The organism is Staphylococcus sp. HMSC062H10 (assembly GCF_001836945.1).
GTDB classification, from domain to species: domain Bacteria; phylum Bacillota; class Bacilli; order Staphylococcales; family Staphylococcaceae; genus Staphylococcus; species Staphylococcus aureus.
Window position 1 is genome coordinate 14,051 of the sequence record NZ_KV831002.1, and the last position, 18,849, is coordinate 32,899.

Here is an 18,849-nt window from a genome sequence, read left to right on the forward strand (position 1 = left end):
TTCGAGAGGTGAGGCATCGCTTTTTGTATGTAAACTAATAATAAATTGGGTAGAAAGTGAAATGATTAATGAATTAAAAAATAAAAATAGTGGTATAATGAATAACTATGTTGTCACAAAGGAGTCAAAATTATGAATGCACTATTTATTATCATATTTATGATTGTAGTAGGGGCGATAATTGGTGGTATTACTAATGTAATTGCAATTAGAATGCTGTTTCATCCCTTTAAACCATATTATATATTTAAATTTAGAGTCCCATTTACACCAGGTTTAATACCGAAAAGACGCGAAGAAATTGCAACTAAAATTGGCCAAGTGATTGAAGAGCATTTGCTTACAGAAACTTTAATTAATGAAAAATTAAAAAGCGAGCAATCACAGCAAGCAATAGAATCTATGATTCAACAACAGTTACAAAAGTTGACGAAAGATCAATTGTCAATTAAGCAAATTACTTCTCAAATCGATATTGATTTTGAACAAGTATTACAAACTAATGGAAATCAATATATTGCATCACAATTGAATAATTATTATACAAAGCATCAAAACCAAACAATAGCATCTTTATTGCCAAATCAACTTGTAGCATTTTTAGATCAGCATGTAGATAACGCAACAGACTTATTATGTGATCGTGCAAGAAATTATTTATCATCTGCAAAAGGCACTCAAGATATTAATGATATGTTGGATACTTTTTTCAACGAGAAAGGTAAGTTAATTGGTATGTTGCAAATGTTTATGACAAAAGAGAGCATTGCAGATCGAATTCAACAAGAACTTATACGTTTAACATCTCACCCTAAAGCAAGAACAATTGTGACATCGTTAATTACCAATGAATATCAAACTTTTAAAGATAAACCATTGAATGAACTGTTAGATGCGTCGCAGTTTAATGAAATCGCTGAAAATCTATCAGTGTATGTAACAACAAATGCAAGCAAACAAGCGAATAAGCCAGTGGTTACGTTAATGCCTCAATTCGTTGATTATTTAGAAGGTCAACTCTCTAGCAAATTAGCAAATTTAATCGTTGAACAATTATCGATTCACTTATCTACAATTATGAAAAAAGTGGATTTACGAGGATTAATTGAAGAACAAATTAATACGTTTGACTTAGATTATATTGAAAAATTAATTATAGAAATTGCTAACAAAGAACTAAAGTTGATTATGTCATTAGGTTTCATTTTAGGTGGTATTATTGGATTTTTCCAAGGTTTGGTTGCAATCTTTGTCTAAAAAAGCGAGATGTGGTAAAGTAATATCGAACGTTTTAATAAACATCACAACAAAGGAGTGCTATAACCATGGCAGTAAATTTATATGATTATGCAAATCAATTAGAACAAGCTTTAAGAGAAAGCGAAGAATACAAAGCAATCAAAGAAGCATTCGCTAATGTAAAAGCTAACGAAGAATCTAAAAAGTTATTCGACGAGTTCCGTGAAACTCAAATTAACTTCCAACAAAAACAAATGCAAGGTGAAGAAATTGCTGAAGAAGATTTACAAAAAGCGCAAGAACAAGCGCAAGCAATTGAAAAAGATGAAAACATCTCTGCATTAATGAATGCTGAACAAAAAATGAGTCAAGTATTCCAAGAAATCAACCAAATTATCGTTAAACCATTAGACGAAATTTACGCTGACTAATATTAAAATAATATTTTTCAATCCTTTAAATAGAGGAATAGACTACCGACAGAGTCCGAGACTTTGTGGGTAGTTTTTTTTAGTTTTGATAACGGAAGTTAGAGGCTCTCTGCCAAATTGGGCAAATGCGTTTAGTATCGGAAGTTAGGTTAGTAAACGTGGCTAGCTTTAGCTCAGAACGGGCGACGGAAGCTGGGCAATCAAACAATATTGGCTCTATGCCAAAACGGACGGATGAGCTTGATAACGGAAGTTAGAGGCTCTCTGTCAAATTGGGTAAATGCGTTCAGTACCGGAAGTTAGGCTAGTAAACATGTCCTAACTTCCTTTTTGCATTTTGGAGTGTAAAGTTTTCAACATAATATTATTAGTTCGGCCATGTATCGGACTGATGGAAAAGTGTTTCACTTTTAATGACTCATTAAGAACGGCCTGAAAATGTTTGGCGTATTAAGTGCAATGATAGTTTTGACATTTAGCTTCTAATTGGTGATTACTGCCGAGCAGAACTAGTAGAATAATTATGTAAATCTTTAATGTGGCAGTTGGTTCACTTGCGGTGTTAACAACTACGGAAATTGCATTTCCGACTGAAATTTTTGAAAAATATCAACGTACGTAACAAATAAAATTTTAAACTGTTATAAATGTGTCTCAATTTCATATGTTCATCGACGATATGAAGCGTATTATGGTAAAATGAAGAAATAATAAACTTGTTAATAAATAAAACATCACGATTTGACTAAAGCACTTTATTATTGTGTAGATAATAATTTTTTAACGAAATAAAAATAAAAATGGCGACTGGTTTTAATAAATCAGCTAATGAATCACTACACCTATAAGTATGAATATAGTGATTAGAATGCTTTGTATAGTTGGATTTTGCAAAATTGATGTTAGAACCTTTAATTAAGGAGATATGGATGTATGGTTAAATTTATTCATTGTTCGGATTTACATTTAGATAGTCCTTTCAAATCTAAGAGTCATATAAGCCCTAAAATTTTTGAGGATGTTCAAAAAAGTGCTTATGAAAGTTTTAAAAACATTGTAGATATTGCATTACAACAAGATGTTGATTTTGTAATTATCGCGGGTGATTTATTTGATAGTGAAAACAGAACATTACGTGCTGAAATTTTCTTAAAACAGCAATTTGAACGTTTACAAAATGAACAAATATTCGTTTATGTTTGTCATGGTAATCACGACCCATTATCTTCAAAGATTTCATCAAACTGGCCAGATAATGTTTCTGTATTTTCAAATAAAGTTGAGACGTATGAAGCAATTACTAAATCTGGTGAAACAATTTATATTCACGGATTTAGTTATGAAAATAGAGCAAGTTATGAGAACAAGATTGATGAATATCCGTCAAGTCAAGGCCAAAAAGGCATACATATTGGTGTCTTGCATGGTACGTATAGTAAGTCTTCAGTTAACGAAAGATATACCGAGTTCATTTTAGAAGATTTAAACAGTAAATTGTATCATTATTGGGCTTTAGGTCATATACATGAACGTCAACAATTAAGTGATATGCCTGTAATTAACTATTCAGGTAATATTCAAGGTAGACATTTTAATGAGCAAGGTGAAAAAGGTTGCTTATTAATCGAGGGTGACCACTTAAAATTAAAAACTAAATTTTATCCTACACAGTATATTAGATTTGAAGAAGCAACTATTGAAACGGATAAGACATCTAAGCAAGGTTTATACGAGGTCATTCAAAACTTTAAAGAACAAGTGAGAGAAGAAGGAAAAGCCTTTTATCGTTTAACGCTTGTTATTAATAGTGAGACATTAATTTCACCTCAAGATTTATTACAAGTTGAAGAAATGATTACAGATTATGAAGAAAACGAAAATCAATTTGTATATATTGATGAGTTAAAAATACAATATGCACAAAATGATGAGTCACCTTTAGTTAATGAATTTTCAGCGGAATTATTAGTCGATCAAACTGTTTTTGATAAAGCGATGTCAGACTTATATTTAAATCCAAGGGCATCTAAGTTCCTAGACGATTATGGAACATTCGACCATACAGCATTAGTTAATCGTGCTGAAGAAATATTAAAAGCTGAAATGAGAGGTGAACAAAATGATAATTAAATCACTTGAAATTTATGGTTATGGTCAATTTGTTCAACGTAAAATTGAATTTAATAAAAACTTCACTGAAATTTTTGGTGAAAATGAAGCGGGTAAATCGACGATTCAAGCATTCATCCATTCGATATTATTTGGTTTTCCAACTAAAAAGTCTAAAGAGCCAAGACTAGAACCACGTCTAGGTAACCAATACGGTGGTAAATTAGTACTTATTCTTGATGATGGCTTAGAAATTGAAGTTGAACGAATTAAGGGCAGTGCACAAGGTGATGTGAAAGTTTATTTACCTAATGGTGCTGTGCGTGATGATGCTTGGTTACAAAAGAAACTTAATTATATTTCTAAAAAGACATATCAAGGTATCTTTTCATTTGATGTACTAGGGCTTCAAGACATCCATAGAAATCTAAATGAAAAACAATTGCAAGATTATTTATTACAAGCAGGGGCTTTAGGATCAACTGAATTCACGTCAATGCGCGAAGTGATTAATCGTAAAAAAGATGAATTATATAAAAAATCAGGTAAAAATCCGATCATTAATCAACAAATTGAGCAATTAAAACAACTAGAAAGTCAAATTCGTGAAGAAGAAGCTAAACTAGAAACATATCATCGCTTAGTAGATGATCGAGATAAATCATCACGTCGATTAGAGAATTTAAAGCATAATTTAAATCAATTATCAAAAATGCATGAAGAAAAACAAAAAGAGGTTGCATTACATGATCATTCACAAGAATGGAAGTCTCTAGAACAACAGTTAAATATTGAGCCAATCACATTCCCAGAAAAAGGTGTGGATCGTTACGAAAAAGCACGAGCGCATAAGCAATCGTTAGAAAGAGATATTGGTTTAAGAAATGAGCGTTTAGCCCAACTTAAAGAAGAAGCGACTCAATTAGAGCCAGTTAAACAATCTGATATTGACGCCTTCATTAGTTTGAATCAACAAGAAAATGAAATTAAAAATAAAGAATTTGAACTTACTGCAATCGAAAAGGATATTGCGAATAAACAACGTGATAAAGATGAATTGCAAGCAAATATTGGTTGGTCTGAAACGCATCATGACGTAGATAGCTCTGAGGCAATGAAAAGTTATGTCAGTGAGCAAATCAAGAATAAGCAAGAACAAGCGGCATACATTAAGCAATTAGAACGTAGTTTAGAAGAAAATAAAATCGAAGATAATGCGGTTCATAGCGAACTAGATTCTGTTGAAGAAAAAATAGTTCCTGAAGAGACTTTTGAAAAGAAAAAAGAATACTCACAACAAGTCATTGAATTAAACGAAAAAGAGAACTTGTATAGCAAATTGAAAGAACGTTTCGAAATTGAGCAACAAGAAAAACAAAAACGTCAAAAATTGTTACGAACAACGTTTATTCTTTTAACATTAGTAGGTATTGGTTTAACTGCTTTCTCATTTATTTCAAACAACATGTTGTTTGGTATTATTTTCGCAGTATTAACTTTAGTATTTGTTATCGGTATCATCATGTCTAAATCAAAAGAAGTAGATTATAGCGAGGCCATCACAGATGAAATCGAAGAAATTAAAGCACAACTAGCCATTTTAGATGAAAACTATGACTTAGATTTTGATCTTGATGAGCAATATCGCATTCGTGATCACTGGCAACAAGCTTTGAACAATAAAGATATTTTAGAAGAGAAACGTCAGTATATTGAAGGTCGTTTAAATGATGCAAAAGGGCGTCATGATGAATTGCAATCGACAGTTGAAAACGTTAAGGATGAATTATACTTATCATCTAAAATTTCAAATGATTTAATTGTTGATAGTATTTCTACAATGGCGAATATTAAAGCATTAGATCAACATATCAGTGATTTAAATCAACAACGCCAGCAATTGGTTCAAGAATTAGATACATTCTACAATCATGCTGAAGCTGTTACAAAATCACAATTTGTTTATTTCAACAAATTATCTTTATTCCACGATGTGCAACAATGGTTGAAATCAGCTGAAGACACGAATGAAAAATGGCGTATTAATGCTGAAAATACCAAACTTGTTACAAATGAATTGAACCATCTAAAAGCACAATTAGACGAAAATAATAAAGAAATAGCAGGATTATTCGATTTTATCAATGTTGGTACTGAAGAAGATTTTTACCAACATCATGAAGATTACCAAACATACACTAGTAATTTGAGTCGTTTTAATGATTTAACTAAATATCTTGAGAACCAAAACTATTCTTATGAATTAAGTTCTAGTTTAAGTGAAAAAACAACAGCACAACTTGAAGAAGAAGATCATTTATTGGCTACTCAAGTTGACGAATATAATGAGCAATATCTTGAAATGCAAGCACAAGTCAGTGATTTAAGTGCACAAATCAATCACATGGAAACTGATGCAACGCTTGCTAATTTAAGACATGAATATCACAGTCTTAAAAATCAACTTAATGATATCGCTAAAGATTGGGCAAGTTTAAGTTATTTACAAAGTTTAGTTGATGAACACATTAAACAAATTAAAGATAAACGTTTGCCTCAAGTTATTAATGAAGCAGTAGAAATATTGAAGCATTTAACAGATGGCAGATATACGATGATTAACTATAATGAAGAATCAATTACGGTTAAACATGTTAATGGTCAATTATATGATCCTGTTGAACTAAGTCAATCTACAAAAGAATTACTTTATGTAGCTTTACGTATCAGTTTAATTAAGGTACTACGACCATATTATCCGTTCCCATTAATTGTTGATGATGCATTTGTTCATTTTGATAAAAAACGTACTGAAAAAATGTTGAATTATTTACGATCATTATCAGAACACTATCAAGTACTATACTTTACATGTGTAAAAGATAATATTGTTCCATCAAAAGAAGTGATTACATTAAACAAAATAGAGGAAGGCGGGAAACGATGAGAAATATAGAGAATCTAAATCCCGGAGATTCAGTTGATCACTTTTTCTTAGTGCATAAAGCTACACAGGGTGTAACAGCACAAGGTAAAGATTATATGACATTACATTTGCAAGATAAAAGTGGTGAAATTGAAGCGAAATTTTGGACGGCTACAAAAAATGATATGGCAACAATCAAGCCTGAAGAAATTGTACATGTTAAAGGTGACATCATAAACTATCGCGGAAATAAACAGATGAAAGTCAACCAAATTAGACTAGCGACAACTGAAGATCAATTAAAAACAGAACAATTTGTAGATGGTGCACCTTTATCACCGGCAGAAATACAAGAAGAGATTTCTCATTATTTGCTAGATATTGAAAATGCTAATTTACAACGTATCACACGTCATTTATTGAAAAAATATCAAGAACGATTTTACACATATCCAGCTGCTAGTTCTCATCATCATAACTTTGCGAGTGGCTTAAGCTATCATGTATTAACGATGTTACGTATTGCAAAATCAATTTGTGACATTTATCCATTGTTAAACAAAAGTTTGCTATATAGTGGTATTATTTTGCATGATATTGGTAAAGTTAGAGAATTGAGTGGTCCTGTTGCGACGTCGTATACAGTCGAAGGTAACTTATTAGGACACATCTCGATTGCGAGTGATGAAGTAGTTGAAGCAGCTCGTGAATTGAACATTGAAGGAGAAGAAATCATGTTGTTAAGACATATGATTTTATCTCATCATGGTAAGTTAGAGTATGGTTCGCCAAAACTGCCATACTTAAAAGAAGCAGAAATTTTATGCTATATCGATAATATCGATGCTAGAATGAATATGTTTGAAAAGGCTTATAAAAAAACTGACAAGGGTCAGTTTACAGATAAAATATTTGGTCTTGAAAATCGTAGATTCTACAATCCTGAATCACTCGATTAAGAATTAAAAGATATCGGACAGATGAGTATACTGAAACATGAGCTCATCTGTCCGATTTTTAATGCGAAAAAACCGAGCGGTCGTGGTATGATTTTTGAACCACGGTCGCTCGGTTTTGTGTTATTGGCTCATGCCGGATTGTCCGCCTTGTGCGCCACCTTGTTTAAGTTTTTCAGGGTTTAAGATTTTATCTTCGACAACTGATTTAATATCACGATCTTTAAAGTCAACATCGTATTCTTTTAATAGATCTTTGTATGCATCAGTTAATAATTTTGGATTTTTTTGTACTTTCTGATCGACTAATTTTTCTTTCAGGCTTTGTTTTTCACTGTTAAAGTCTGTTGGTTTATCAGCTTTAATAATATGATATCCAAAGCTTGATTTAACAACGTCTGATACTTCACCATCTTTAAGTTTAAATAGTGCTTTTTCAAAATCTTTATCAGTTTGTCCTTTAAGGACATAACCTAATTCGCCATCTTTTTTAGCTGAACCAGTATCCATTGATTCTTTTTTAGCGATTTCACCAAATTTACTTGGATCTTTTGAAACTTCTTTTTGAATTTCTTCAGCTTTTTGTTTCGCTTCTTTATCATCTAAGCCTTCTTTGTCGCTTTTCTTAGATTTAACTTTAATTAAAATGTGTGAAGCTTTCTTGCTGTCTTCTTTAATTTCAGAATCAGAGATTTTAATTTTATCTGATAGTAATTCTTTATGATAAGCAGCAGTACGTAAATTTTCTTTATATTTATCGGCTGTTAAACCTTGCTGTTGAAGGGCCTTTTCAAATTTATCTTTACCGCCGTATTGCTTTTGCATTTTTTCAATTTGTTCATCAATCTTCTTATCATTAACTTTATTTTTATATTTATCAGCTAAAATTTTATTTAACATTTCAGTAAATGATGCATTTGCAATTTGATCTTTACCGATTTTTTTCATTGTATCTGCAACTGTTACATCTCCAGCTTTAGAAGAAATTAATGTATTTTCTTTAGAGTTTGTGGCACTCGCACCACAAGCGCCTAATAATAAAGCACTAGCTGTTACTGGAACGATTAATTTGTTTATCATCTTCATAGTTGAAACTCCTTTGTAAGTTAATCATCGTGAATATAACATAGTTTTATATTATCACCAATCAATAACCCATGACATCAGACTAGAGCATTAGGTTTAGGGGTAGAAATTGATGAAAATAAAAAAACAAGGTCTATATACATTTGATTGTAAGCTATTACATAGCCTAAAAACAAATAATAACACCTTGCTATAATTATTTTGTTATAAATGATATGGATTTTTAATTTTTTTCAAAATATTAATACCTGTACTATGTTCTTCTATATATTGACCATAATTAGAAAATATAATTATTTTTAAATATAATAAATCTGTAATGGAAATACCGAAATTCAATGCCAATAAGAACATAAAATAATGTCCATATTGCGGGAATAAAATTGTTAGATAAACGAACATTGCAGATAAGATAATTAACGGCAATATTAAGTTAATGCAAAAATAAAATTTGTGTACAGGTTGATTGACGTAGGTATTATAGAATATAAGCCATTTTCTTTTAGTTAGCTTATGAACTTTAAACGATTTTCTATATGGTAAGAAAAATAATAAATGTATACTTTTATGTAATGGATACGTCATAAATACAAGTAATAAAAAGATGAGAAAATGTCTATCTGATAATGGCGTATTAGATAAAAAATACATTACTTCATAACTAACTAAAAACATAATGATGGTTGCAACTGCACTCATAAATGCAATTCTAGGCAAACCAAATCGTGCATTGATATCAATTTGTCTTTTACATAAAAACATATCTTACGCCTCATCTCTTTTCAATATAAGTTAGATTATAACTAACTCAGGTTCAGTAATTCAATAGTAACATATCATGTTAGAAGAATTGTTATATATGAAGAAAGAGGCGACGTATTGTTTGATTTGAAACGCGAAAGTGGGGATTGGTAAAATTGGCTGATTGACTAGCGTAGAAGTAGAATGCAGAACAAATTTCTGTGAACACATATTGTTGCTAATAAAGCATCACTTGTGAAAAAGGCGCGTGTGACATGAGTATTTGAAAACTTGAATAATATAAAAAATGGATATGGCAGGGCATATGCAAAAGCATCTTTTGACCAACTAAGTTATACAAATGCTAAAAATATAGTGATATGTAATTATAATAAACACCAGATTAATAATTTGTGCAAGTAAGGTATACGTAATGTGTATATAAGGTTCGGCTCAATGAAAATATAAGTATGTTGTTTGTCGATAATGATTTAAGTAAAGCGTAATCAAAGTGCAAGGATAACACAATGAATCCTAAGCAATGTTTTCAATCAATTCATAAATATGATTTAAGCAAAAATCACTACAAACAATGTATTCCTGTAATTTGTAAAAATAAGTTCATTTGAGTTTTAAAAAAGAGATGACAAGAAATATCTAATTTCTAATGTCATCTCTTTTATTTGGCATTTAATTTAAAAAATAAATATGCTGTTACTAATAAAAATAGTTGTGATCGAGAGCGTACCGTTTTATTTAGAAATTTCGTTTCCAATATCCTCGCCACGATTTTGTAAATTTTCGATGTGTGACTGTAAACGTTCAATATTAGGATTGATGTCAGATTTGAAGTTTCCAAGTAATGACTTAATTTCGCCACCGATTGAACTACCAAATTCCGCACTTTCGTTTTTAATTTGAACACCATAGTTTAAAATGTCATTAAAACTTTGTTTAATCGTTTCAAATTCACGTTGTAGTTCTGATTTTGAACCAGTAGGGGCAGTACGATCGATCGTGTTGTTCTTGACACTTTTGTCGTCTCGTCCTTGGAGTGCAACTACAAAACCAGCTGCTACGCCAACACCGATACCGAATAGAATGCGTGATGCTTTCATTTATATTCTCCTCACTTTTAACATCTGTTATCTTGATAACTCATTTTGTTTAAAATTGCTAACCTTGATGTTATCACTTCAAACGCAATTGTTATAATATTAATCATATTATACCCGTTCGAGCTTAGATTAAGCATACATTTAAAATTGTGCTTGAATTTGTTCAGCAATTTGTTGTTTTGCATCGTTATTTAAAATATCTTCATGTGTTTCCCACTTATAACCAAATCCATCAATATCATTTTCATATCGAGGAATTAAGTGGAAATGAATATGAAATACAGATTGATCTGCAAACTCACCATTATTTTGAATAATGTTTAAACCATCAGGATTAAATGCACGCTTAATAGCATTTGCTACTTTAGGTAATGCTGCACCGATATGTTTCATTGTTTCTTCATCAGTTTCAAAGATATTAGCAGAAGCTTTTTTAGGAATTAATAACGTATGTCCTTTAGTAACTTGTGATATATCTAAAAAGGCATAGACATAATCGTCTTCATATACTTTAAAGCTAGGAATTTCTCCAGTTAAAATTTTGCCGAAAATTGTTTCTGACATGATGACTACACTCCTTTTCAACTTGTATTACCATTCATTATAACATTGTCGTTAAAAATTCGATATTAGGACATGTGTATTTAATATGAGCATTTTATAATTTTTGGTACAATATATGTCATGGAGGTGCCTTATGACAGTTAAAGTAGAACAGCTTACAGGTGGATATGGAAAACGCCCTGTAATTAAAGATATAAATTTTGAATTAAACAAAGGCGAAATTGTTGGACTTATTGGCCTAAATGGTGCTGGTAAGAGTACAACGATTAAACATATGCTAGGATTGCTTACACCTATGGAAGGATCTCTATCAATTTCAGATATCAACATTAATGATGACATAGAGGCTTATAGAAGAAAGTTATCTTATATTCCGGAATCACCGGTTATATACGAAGAACTCACATTAGAGGAACACATTGAGATGACAGCAATGGCATATGATATTGATCGTGATGAAGCGATGAATCGAGCAATGCCATTATTAAAGACATTCCGTTTAGAAAATGAATTGAAAGTTTTTCCGAGTCATTTTTCTAAGGGGATGAAACAAAAAGTCATGATTATTTGTGCGTTTATCGTTAATCCCGAATTGTATATTATAGACGAACCATTTCTTGGCTTAGATCCATTAGGAATTCAATCCATGTTAGATTTAATGGTTGAAAAGAAAAACGAAGGTAGAACCGTTCTAATGAGTACACATATTTTAGCAACAGCTGAACGTTATTGTGATCGTTTTATCATACTAGACGAAGGTGAAGTCGTTGCATTTGGAGATTTAGAAGCATTGAGACAACAAACTGGCTTACATAATCAAACGTTAGACGATATATATATTCATGTGACGCAAGGTGGAGATGTACATGCGTAACCAAGCGACCACATTATTTAATAAAAGATTACATGCCCTTCGTAAAGAGAAAAATTATTATAATAAGTTTATATTTAATGGTCATTTCATGGTATTTTTACTTATTTTGCTGGGTGCATTTATTTTTGGATATGGTGAATGGTTAAAACATATTCCAACGAATATCAATTTTGCATTAATAGCAGCAGTGATTGTTGCGTTGACATCCATTTTTCCAATGCGACCACTCCTAAAAGAAGCGGATAAAATCTTTTTATTACCATTTGAAAAACACATGTCTCAATTTATGCGTCATGCGATTTTATATAGTTACTTTGCGCGCATTTTAATCCAACTCATTATTGTTATTATAATGTTCCCGTTGTTTTACAATATTAATCAACATAATGTGGCATTTTATATTTGTTTTGGAGTCAGTGCATTAATTTTTCCATATGTTGGTTTACGCTTAAGATGGCAATGGTATCAGTCGGGACTTAAAACATGGCAAGTTAATTTAATATCATTCATCATCTTTGCTCTAACATATTATTTACTGTTAGCTCCAAAATGGTACATTGCGCTTGTGATGGTTGCTTTGCCTGTGTTAATAGAATTTTTAGTTAAAAAATATAAACCTGGCTTTTTGTATCCTTGGGAGAAAATGATTGCAATCGAACATCGACATCATATGAATTATTATAAATTTGTTAATATGTTTACCGATGTGAAACATTTGAAAGAATCTGCAGTCAGAAGAAGTTATCTAGATATACTTTTACCAGTTCCAAAGGGTAATAAATTTAACTCTAATGCGATGTATTTATTCTTATTTATTAGAAGCTTTATAAGAGGGAGAGACGCATTTAATATTATCTTTAGGTTAGTAATTATTGCAGTTTTACTTATGGTTTGGTTATCATATCCATTAGTGACAGCAATTATTGGGTGTTTATTTGTATATATTATATTGTTACAAATGGCACAATTTTATTCACAGCAAGCATATGGCTTATGGCCTCAAGTATGGCCCGTACCTGAAGAGAAGGTAATCAAAGGGTATGAACAGTTTTTATATAGATTAATGTTTGTTATTTGTACCGTGTTTGCAGTGACATTTATTATAAAACATATGACGTTATTCTATGTTGTACTCATTTTCTATATTGTAGGTTTATTAACGATTAGAAGTATAATTAAAAAGTTAAAATATCAGGAAACATTATTACGAGATTAAAAAACTTCCATTGGCATGTATGTTGCAAAGGTGCATGTAATGTTGAACGCCAAATGAAACGGCGTTCAACATTACATTAGCATCTATACGTTAACAGCATAACCAATGGAAGTTTTCTTCGAATCTATTCTTTTATTGGGTATAAATATCTTTCAAAATAACTTGAATGTTGTCCGCTTGAACCAAAGTAATGACTTAATGCTTCTTTTGAAAAATGATCTTTAAAAGCATCAGAATTTTTAAAGTCTTCATAAGTTTGTCGATCAGCAAAGCCAAAGTAAATTTTGTATGTTGTACCTTTAACAGGTCTCAGCAATCGATAACTTTTAAAGCCACCAAAGTTTTTGAAATTGTCATCAACACTGATTAATTTCTTTTCAAGTTGATAAACATGGTCTTCAGTTGACGGAATAAAAATTGCGCAATAAAAATGATCTTCATTGAATGCGCCTATTTCTTTAATAACTTCATATATTGAAGGTGATTTCAGTACAGTATTTTCTTCAGTCTCTTCAAAAATCACCGATGAATCAGCAGTTGAAAATTGGAATAAATGATGAGATGGATTATTGATTTTTATCTGATTTAAAAATCCATATGTGCCATAAGATGTATATAATTTCTTCATATGAAAGGTCCCCCTTATGTTTTTATTTATTATACGACGATAAACTAGTCATTACCACTATTAATATACGGTTAAAGTTACTATAATAAATCATGCAAGACAAAAAGATGTGGAGATAATCCATCAAGATTTTAAAATTTAAATACACAAACAAATGATGTGTAATTTAATGTCAGTTTTATGACATTTATTTATTGAAAATACGAACGAATGAGCGATATGATAATATAGATAAGAATGATTTTAATTTAGGAGGCCTTTATGGTGCATAATAAAAACAATACAATTTTGAAAATGATTAAAGGTGAAGAAACGACACATACACCTGTTTGGTTTATGCGACAAGCTGGCCGTTCGCAACCAGAATATCGAAAATTGAAAGAAAAATATTCACTATTCGATATTACACATCAGCCGGAGTTGTGCGCTTATGTAACACATTTACCAGTTGATAATTATCATACAGATGCAGCAATTTTATACAAAGATATTATGACACCATTAAAGCCAATTGGTGTCGATGTAGAAATTAAATCGGGTATTGGTCCAGTGATTCATAATCCTATCAAAACAATTCAAGATGTTGAGAAACTTTCTCAAATAGACCCCGAACGAGATGTACCATATGTATTAGATACAATTAAACTTTTAACAGAAGAAAAGTTAAATGTACCGCTAATAGGGTTTACTGGGGCACCATTTACATTAGCGTCATATATGATTGAAGGCGGACCATCAAAAAATTACAATTTTACAAAAGCGATGATGTATAGAGATGAAGCAACATGGTTTGCTTTAATGAATCATTTAGTTGATGTATCTGTTAAATATGTAACAGCTCAAGTCGAAGCAGGTGCCGAATTGATTCAAATTTTCGATTCATGGGTAGGTGCATTAAATGTCGAGGATTACAGACGTTACATTAAACCGCATATGATTCGATTAATCAGTGAGGTTAAAGAAAAACATGATGTGCCGGTAATTTTATTCGGTGTAGGTGCCAGTCACTTAATCAATGAATGGAATGATTTGCCGATTGATGTATTAGGTCTAGATTGGAGAACGTCTATTAATCAGGCTCAACAATTAGGCGTTACTAAAACATTACAAGGGAATTTAGATCCATCAATTTTATTAGCACCATGGAATGTCATTGAAGAGAGATTGAAACCAATATTAGATCAAGGTATGGAGAACGGTAAACACATCTTTAATTTAGGACACGGTGTTTTCCCAGAAGTGCAACCAGAGACGTTACGTAAAGTAAGTGAATTCGTACACACATATACACAAAGATAATCATAGTATTACATTGAAGACATGAAAGATAATTCATTTAAAGGAAGGTATTATCAATGACTAAAAAAATGGGATTATTAGTTATGGCTTATGGCACACCTTATAAAGAAAGTGACATAGAGCCATATTATACAGATATTAGACATGGTAAACGTCCATCTGAAGAAGAACTTCAAGATTTGAAAGATAGATATGAATTTATAGGTGGTTTATCACCATTAGCAGGTACAACAGATGACCAGGCTGATGCGCTAGTTTCAGCATTAAATAAAGCATATGCAGATGTTGAATTTAAACTATACTTAGGATTAAAACATATTTCGCCATTTATCGAAGATGCGGTTGAACAAATGCACAAAGATGGTATTACTGAAGCAATCACTGTAGTACTAGCACCACATTATTCTTCATTTTCAGTAGGATCATATGACAAACGTGCTGATGAAGAAGCTGCAAAATATGGTATTCAACTTACACATGTGAAACATTATTATGAACAACCTAAATTTATTGAATATTGGACGAATAAAGTCAACGAAACATTAGCTCAAATACCGGAAGAGGAACATAAAGACACGGTATTAGTTGTTTCGGCACATAGTTTGCCAAAAGGATTAATCGAAAAGAATAATGATCCATATCCACAAGAACTAGAACATACTGCGCTTTTAATTAAAGAACAATCTAATATTGAACATATCGCGATTGGTTGGCAATCTGAAGGTAATACAGGTACACCTTGGTTAGGGCCAGATGTACAAGATTTAACACGTGATTTATATGAAAAACATCAGTATAAAAACTTTATATATACGCCAGTAGGTTTTGTATGTGAGCATTTAGAGGTGCTTTATGACAATGATTATGAATGTAAAGTTGTTTGCGATGATATTGGCGCGAATTATTATCGTCCAAAAATGCCGAATACACATCCATTATTTATCGGTGCAATTGTTGATGAAATCAAGTCTATATTTTAATGACGAAAGAAGCGTGAAACGTTGTGACTAAATCAGTGGCTATTATAGGAGCGGGGATAACAGGTTTATCAAGTGCATATTTTTTAAAACAGCAAGATCCTAATATTGATGTAACCATCTTTGAAGCATCGAATCGTCCGGGGGGAAAGATTCAATCGTATCGTAAAGATGGTTATATGATTGAACTAGGGCCTGAATCTTATTTAGGTAGAAAAACGATCATGACAGAATTAGCGAAAGATATTGGATTAGAACAAGATATTGTTACAAATAAGACTGGACAATCTTATATTTTTGCGAAAAACAAATTGTATCCTATTCCAGGTGGATCAATTATGGGAATTCCGACAGATATCAAACCGTTTGTGACAACTAAATTAATTTCACCACTTGGAAAGTTAAGAGCAGGGTTAGATTTACTTAAAAAACCTACTCAAATGCGGGATGGTGACATTTCTGTTGGTGCATTTTTCAGAGCAAGATTAGGTAATGAGGTACTTGAGAATTTAATTGAGCCTTTAATGGGTGGTATTTATGGTACGGATATTGATAAATTAAGTTTGATGAGTACGTTTCCTAATTTTAAAGAAAAGGAAGAGGCATTCGGAAGTCTGATAAAAGGTATGAAGGATGAGAAAAATAAGCGTCTGAAACAAAGACAATTATATCCTGGCGCACCAAAAGGACAATTCAAACAATTTAAGCATGGTTTAAGTTCATTTATTGAAGCATTAGAACAAGATGTGAAAAATAAAGGTGTGACAATACGCTACAATACGTCAGTGGATGATATTATTACATCTCAAAAGCAATATAAAATTGTATACAGTAATCAACTAGAAGATGTATTCGATGGAATATTAGTGACAACACCTCATCAAGTCTTTTTGAATTGGTTCGGGCAAGATCCAGCATTTGATTACTTTAAAACGATGGATAGTACGACTGTTGCAACTGTTGTATTGGCATTTGATGAAAAAGACATTGAAAACACTTATGATGGTACTGGCTTCGTGATTGCGAGAACGAGTGATACAGACATTACCGCATGTACTTGGACATCGAAAAAATGGCCATTTACTACACCGGAAGGTAAAGCATTGATTCGTGCGTATGTAGGTAAACCAGGTGATACTGTGGTTGATGATCATACAGATAATGAATTAGTATCGATTGTACGTAGAGATTTAAGTCAAATGATGACATTTAAAGGTGATCCTGAATTTACAATTGTCAATCGTTTGCCGAAAAGTATGCCACAGTACCATGTTGGTCACATTCAACAAATTAGGCAGATTCAAGCACATATTAAACAAACATATCCACGACTTAGAGTAACTGGTGCATCTTTTGAAGCGGTTGGACTACCTGATTGTATTACACAAGGTAAAGTTGCTGCTGAAGAAGTAATCGCAGAGTTGTAAGTTAATTGTGGACTGGGGCGCCAGTGAAGTATCTTTTATATTTTTTAATGGATGGAAATTCGATAATATTGGAATTGTTATAAAGAATATATACGCATAGTAATATTGGTTTCTAAATTTGATAGAAAAGATGACAAAGCACTTTAATATGAAATGTCACTTTGAGATATAAACATTTCTATTTAAGGTGCTTTTATTTTACAATTATAGATGAGTATTCAATTTTTAAAATGAGAAAGAAATAGTAAGTTGAAAAAGGAGAGAATGTGATGACAGATGTAATCATTGTACATTCTATGCATGGAAATAGTAGAAATCACTGGTATCAGTGGCTAAAACATAATTTGACTTTAGAAGGGTACCATGTAACATTATTTAATTTTGAATCACCTGAAACGAAGACAGTGGATCAGTGGATTGAGGCTATGACGAAACAAATTAACGTTCGAAAGAAAGATACATATTTTGTAACGCATGGTTTAGGTTCAATTACAGCTTTAAAATATATTGAAATGATTGATCAGCCGATAGAAGGCTTTTTTAGTATTGCAGGTTTTAAAGAAGATGCTGAAAAGATTGATTTAGATATCGACTTAAGTAATGTGACAATTGACTACGATAACATTAAGAAGAAAGTCGATCATTTTTATGGATTGAGTTCTAAAAATGATAAATACGTTTCATATAAAGAGACACAACGGTTAATGAATGCATTAGAGGGGAACTTGCGAATCGTGGAAGATGGAGGGCACTTCTTAGAAGAAGATGGCTTTGAAACATTTACAGCGTTGCAAGATCGAATGCAAGATTATATGACACGATAGGTAATGTTTGGTTGCTATGTATTGTGTTATGTGTGTCAGTACGAAGCATAGCACTTTAGTGAAAAAGATTATAATTATATTTTAATAGGTTAGAGGTGTAGGCATTATAAAATTTATGATTCCTACATCTTTTTCAATAGTTCATGAGTAATTATGACAACTATTAGACACTTATATGATAAAAGGGAAGAAGAAGCGTTTTTTTACACAAAAAACTTTCAAAATGTCGTTGACGTACACTACAAAAATGAATATACTAATATTTGTGTTCAACAGAGAACATGTTGCTACGATATTTAAGTAATTATTTAAGAAATAATATTTAAATTAAATTCAAAAAGTTCTTGACTTTAGGTTTTTAAATATGGTATATTAACTAGGTAATTCAAAATAATATTAGCGCGGGATGGAGCAGTTCGGTAGCTCGTCGGGCT

The 18,849-nt window shown here is 31.6% G+C and carries 18 protein-coding genes; 13 read left to right on the forward strand and 5 right to left on the reverse strand.

What is annotated here, in order from left to right; genetic code table 11:
• The first annotated feature begins 132 nt into the window (after positions 1 to 132).
• The 6 genes from HMPREF2658_RS12970 to yhaM all read left to right on the forward strand — a co-directional run bounded on the left by HMPREF2658_RS12970 (position 133) and on the right by yhaM (position 7,664).
• Positions 133 to 1,257, forward strand: a complete 1,125-nt coding sequence (locus tag HMPREF2658_RS12970; RefSeq protein ID WP_000992508.1) for a DUF445 domain-containing protein — start codon at positions 133 to 135, stop codon at positions 1,255 to 1,257.
• 68 nt (positions 1,258 to 1,325) lie between these two features.
• The gene (locus HMPREF2658_RS12975) at positions 1,326 to 1,670 is read left to right on the forward strand and encodes a YlbF/YmcA family competence regulator (RefSeq protein WP_000290301.1); all 345 of its coding nucleotides are present in this window, start codon (positions 1,326 to 1,328) and stop codon (positions 1,668 to 1,670) included.
• Between the two features lie 538 nt (positions 1,671 to 2,208).
• Positions 2,209 to 2,292 carry a hypothetical protein gene (locus HMPREF2658_RS12980; protein ID WP_031785438.1) on the forward strand — a complete coding sequence of 28 codons (84 nt, stop codon included), beginning with the start codon at positions 2,209 to 2,211 and terminating at the stop codon, positions 2,290 to 2,292.
• Positions 2,293 to 2,603: 311 nt separating this feature from the next.
• Entirely contained in the window at positions 2,604 to 3,800 is a 1,197-nt protein-coding gene (locus tag HMPREF2658_RS12985; RefSeq protein WP_000238227.1) for a metallophosphoesterase family protein, read from the forward strand.
• Positions 3,790 to 6,726, forward strand: a complete 2,937-nt coding sequence (locus HMPREF2658_RS12990; protein ID WP_070854455.1) for an ATP-binding protein — start codon at positions 3,790 to 3,792, stop codon at positions 6,724 to 6,726. The genes HMPREF2658_RS12985 and HMPREF2658_RS12990 overlap by 11 nt, the downstream gene beginning before the upstream one ends.
• The gene (gene yhaM, locus HMPREF2658_RS12995) at positions 6,723 to 7,664 is read left to right on the forward strand and encodes a 3'-5' exoribonuclease YhaM (protein ID WP_001244175.1); all 942 of its coding nucleotides are present in this window, start codon (positions 6,723 to 6,725) and stop codon (positions 7,662 to 7,664) included. The genes HMPREF2658_RS12990 and yhaM overlap by 4 nt, the downstream gene beginning before the upstream one ends.
• A gap of 120 nt (positions 7,665 to 7,784) precedes the next feature.
• On the opposite strand, the gene HMPREF2658_RS13000 is transcribed toward yhaM, so the two are convergent.
• The 4 genes from HMPREF2658_RS13000 to HMPREF2658_RS13015 form a co-directional block, all read right to left on the reverse strand.
• Complete coding sequence (locus HMPREF2658_RS13000) at positions 7,785 to 8,747, reverse strand: peptidylprolyl isomerase PrsA (RefSeq protein ID WP_070854458.1); 963 nt, start codon at positions 8,745 to 8,747, stop codon at positions 7,785 to 7,787.
• A gap of 204 nt (positions 8,748 to 8,951) precedes the next feature.
• Positions 8,952 to 9,509 carry a DUF3267 domain-containing protein gene (locus tag HMPREF2658_RS13005; RefSeq protein WP_000477957.1) on the reverse strand — a complete coding sequence of 186 codons (558 nt, stop codon included), beginning with the start codon at positions 9,507 to 9,509 and terminating at the stop codon, positions 8,952 to 8,954.
• Positions 9,510 to 10,240: 731 nt separating this feature from the next.
• Entirely contained in the window at positions 10,241 to 10,606 is a 366-nt protein-coding gene (locus tag HMPREF2658_RS13010; RefSeq protein ID WP_000648118.1) for a YtxH domain-containing protein, read from the reverse strand.
• Between the two features lie 141 nt (positions 10,607 to 10,747).
• Positions 10,748 to 11,170: an HIT family protein gene (locus tag HMPREF2658_RS13015; protein WP_000004985.1), complete on the reverse strand. Its 423-nt coding sequence runs from the start codon at positions 11,168 to 11,170 to the stop codon at positions 10,748 to 10,750.
• 133 nt (positions 11,171 to 11,303) lie between these two features.
• Between HMPREF2658_RS13015 and HMPREF2658_RS13020 the strand changes: the two genes are divergently transcribed.
• Positions 11,304 to 12,044, forward strand: coding sequence for an ABC transporter ATP-binding protein EcsA (locus tag HMPREF2658_RS13020; protein WP_000216874.1), 741 nt, complete (start codon positions 11,304 to 11,306; stop codon positions 12,042 to 12,044).
• Complete coding sequence (locus tag HMPREF2658_RS13025) at positions 12,037 to 13,260, forward strand: ABC transporter permease EcsB (RefSeq protein WP_001245753.1); 1,224 nt, start codon at positions 12,037 to 12,039, stop codon at positions 13,258 to 13,260. The genes HMPREF2658_RS13020 and HMPREF2658_RS13025 overlap by 8 nt, the downstream gene beginning before the upstream one ends.
• 124 nt (positions 13,261 to 13,384) lie before the next feature.
• On the opposite strand, the gene traP is transcribed toward HMPREF2658_RS13025, so the two are convergent.
• Positions 13,385 to 13,888, reverse strand: a complete 504-nt coding sequence (traP, locus tag HMPREF2658_RS13030; RefSeq protein WP_000737983.1) for a signal transduction protein TRAP — start codon at positions 13,886 to 13,888, stop codon at positions 13,385 to 13,387.
• Positions 13,889 to 14,073: 185 nt separating this feature from the next.
• On the opposite strand from traP, the gene HMPREF2658_RS13035 reads away from it, so the two are divergent.
• The 5 genes from HMPREF2658_RS13035 to HMPREF2658_RS13055 all read left to right on the forward strand — a co-directional run bounded on the left by HMPREF2658_RS13035 (position 14,074) and on the right by HMPREF2658_RS13055 (position 18,415).
• Positions 14,074 to 14,160 (forward strand): hypothetical protein, encoded by an 87-nt coding sequence (locus HMPREF2658_RS13035; protein ID WP_031875110.1) that lies wholly within the window; start codon positions 14,074 to 14,076, stop codon positions 14,158 to 14,160.
• Positions 14,150 to 15,187 carry a uroporphyrinogen decarboxylase gene (hemE, locus tag HMPREF2658_RS13040; RefSeq protein WP_000233540.1) on the forward strand — a complete coding sequence of 346 codons (1,038 nt, stop codon included), beginning with the start codon at positions 14,150 to 14,152 and terminating at the stop codon, positions 15,185 to 15,187. The genes HMPREF2658_RS13035 and hemE overlap by 11 nt, the downstream gene beginning before the upstream one ends.
• A gap of 56 nt (positions 15,188 to 15,243) precedes the next feature.
• Positions 15,244 to 16,167 carry a ferrochelatase gene (gene hemH, locus HMPREF2658_RS13045; RefSeq protein WP_000162875.1) on the forward strand — a complete coding sequence of 308 codons (924 nt, stop codon included), beginning with the start codon at positions 15,244 to 15,246 and terminating at the stop codon, positions 16,165 to 16,167.
• Positions 16,168 to 16,190: 23 nt separating this feature from the next.
• Complete coding sequence (gene hemY, locus HMPREF2658_RS13050) at positions 16,191 to 17,591, forward strand: protoporphyrinogen oxidase (RefSeq protein ID WP_000167531.1); 1,401 nt, start codon at positions 16,191 to 16,193, stop codon at positions 17,589 to 17,591.
• Positions 17,592 to 17,860: 269 nt separating this feature from the next.
• Positions 17,861 to 18,415, forward strand: coding sequence for an RBBP9/YdeN family alpha/beta hydrolase (locus HMPREF2658_RS13055; RefSeq protein ID WP_000132896.1), 555 nt, complete (start codon positions 17,861 to 17,863; stop codon positions 18,413 to 18,415).
• The last annotated feature ends 434 nt before the right edge of the window (positions 18,416 to 18,849 follow it).